This window comes from Cellulomonas sp. P2_B4 (assembly GCF_056404795.1).
The window spans coordinates 1-522 of sequence record NZ_JBFUDI010000112.1; the positions used below are offsets into that span (position 1 = coordinate 1).

Annotated in this window: 1 protein-coding gene; it reads left to right on the forward strand. The window is 63.3% G+C overall.

What is annotated here, in order from left to right; translation table 11 throughout:
- The coding region (locus AC1DZC_RS20375) for a hypothetical protein (RefSeq protein WP_477044555.1) at window positions 1-280 on the forward strand (280 nt) is incomplete at its 5' end.
- Window positions 281-522: the final 242 nt, after the last annotated feature.

The following is a 522-nucleotide window of genomic DNA, read 5'->3' on the forward strand; positions in this document are numbered from 1 at the left end:
TCCTCCTGCCTTCTTTCAGGCCATGGACTATCTGTTCCCGCATTGGCCCCAGTCCCGCCAATGGCTGGCGCAGGCGCTGGAGAATACCCGTGTCAGCGGATGCCCCCGGATGGCGCACATCCGGGACGTGTGGGTCATCGTTCGCCCTGGCGTTACCACCCAGATGGATACCTATGCGGATGTGATGATCACGCGGAACGAGATGGAAGTGGAGGAATGGCGGAAGCTGGACGATCTCGCGTGCAACGACAGGCCGCCAGTCGTCGAGGAGAYACAGTGATGATGAAGAGATAAGGTCATCCAGCCCGTGCCGCGCGAGTGGCGAGGCTGGTCTGAAGCCCTTCGATTCAACATTGTCGGTACGCGCGCCATGGCGGTGGGGACATTCAGGAGAGCCTCATGGCCGACAGCATCGATCCCCTCACGACCCCGAACGCCCGCAATCCCGAGACGATGGACGCGGTTGACCCGGGACCCGCCATCGCGCCGCAACCGGCCGATCCGAACCGCCAGCTCGACGCC